The organism is Vibrio sp. 10N.222.48.A3 (genome assembly GCF_041475345.1).
Classification (GTDB): domain Bacteria; phylum Pseudomonadota; class Gammaproteobacteria; order Enterobacterales; family Vibrionaceae; genus Vibrio; species Vibrio tasmaniensis_A.
On record NZ_JBFRVX010000979.1, the window covers coordinates 1 to 1,310 of the forward strand.

Genomic DNA, 1,310 nt, shown 5'->3' on the forward strand with positions numbered 1-1,310 from the left:
TCAGGATCGTTTGCCAAGCCTAGGTAATCATTACTCGAAAAGTTAATAAAGCGAGAACCTTCACTATTAAGCAAAGGGCTATTGCTGTTTTCGAGCACCTTAAGTTGACGAGTTAACCCTTGCTCACGGCGATGAGCAAGGGCACTTTTGATGCGAGATTTAAACAGTGGCATCGTAGAACATGTCATCTTTCGTTGGACGAGCAGCAACGCGCTCCACCACTTGATCTAACAGTTCATTTTCTTGAATTTCGTCTGGCTTCTGAGCCACCTGTTGGCTGTTGATACCTAACTTCTTAAACAGCTGCATGTCCGTGTCTTCATCTGGGTTTGGCGTAGTCAGTAGCTTACAGCCGTAGAAGATAGAATTCGCACCCGCCATGAAACACATAGCTTGCATCTGTTCGTTCATGTTCTCACGGCCTGCTGATAAACGAACCGCAGACATAGGCATCATGATGCGAGCAATCGCAATCAGTTTGACGAAGTCGAAAGACTCAACATCATCGACGTTTTCCATCGGTGTGCCTTTGACTTTTACGAGCATGTTGATTGGTACACTTTCTGGGTGAACAGGAAGGTTCGCAAGCTCTACAAGCAGGCCTGCACGGTCATTGGTACTTTCGCCCATACCAATAATACCACCAGAACAGATCTTCATACCGGCATCACGCACATGAGATAGCGTATCTAAACGGTCTTGGTAAGTACGAGTGGTGATGATGCTGCCGTAGAACTCCGGAGACGTATCAAGGTTATGGTTGTAGTAATCCAAACCTGCGTCCGCTAGCTCACCTGCTTGATCAGGCGTTAACATGCCTAGTGTCATACATGTTTCTAGGCCCATGCCTTTCACACCTTTGATCATGTCAGTTAGGTGAGGCATATCGCGTTCTTTCGGGTTTTTCCATGCCGCGCCCATACAGAAGCGAGTCGAGCCTGCGTTCTTGGCTTTTTGCGCCGCATCCAAAACACGCTCGACTTCCATTAAGCGTTCTTTGTCGACATCCGTTCGGTAGTGAGCACTCTGAGGGCAGTACTTACAATCTTCAGGACAAGCACCTGTCTTAATCGATAACAGTGTACTCACCTGCACGTGGTTGTGCTCTTGGTACTGTCTATGAACCACTTGAGCTTCAAACATTAAATCCATAAACGGTTTTTCAAGCAGTGCTCTTACTTCAGCAACTGTCCAGTCATGACGAACTTCCACGTGTCGATCCTTTTTTATTATTTGATGTTACATCTCTATCAATAGAGATTGTATTTATGCTTGGATAGTCTACCGACAAGCTTTAGACTGTCAACACA

At 46.0% G+C, this 1,310-nt stretch carries 1 protein-coding gene and 1 pseudogene; both read right to left on the reverse strand.

What is annotated here, in order from left to right:
• Positions 1 to 173 (reverse strand): annotated as a pseudogene (locus AB4653_RS22700) (8-amino-7-oxononanoate synthase); the annotation flags it as partial.
• Positions 160 to 1,212, reverse strand: a complete 1,053-nt coding sequence (bioB, locus tag AB4653_RS22705) for a biotin synthase BioB (protein WP_009848820.1) — start codon at positions 1,210 to 1,212, stop codon at positions 160 to 162. The gene bioB and the pseudogene AB4653_RS22700, both read right to left, overlap by 14 nt.
• Between the last annotated feature and the right edge of the window lie 98 nt (positions 1,213 to 1,310).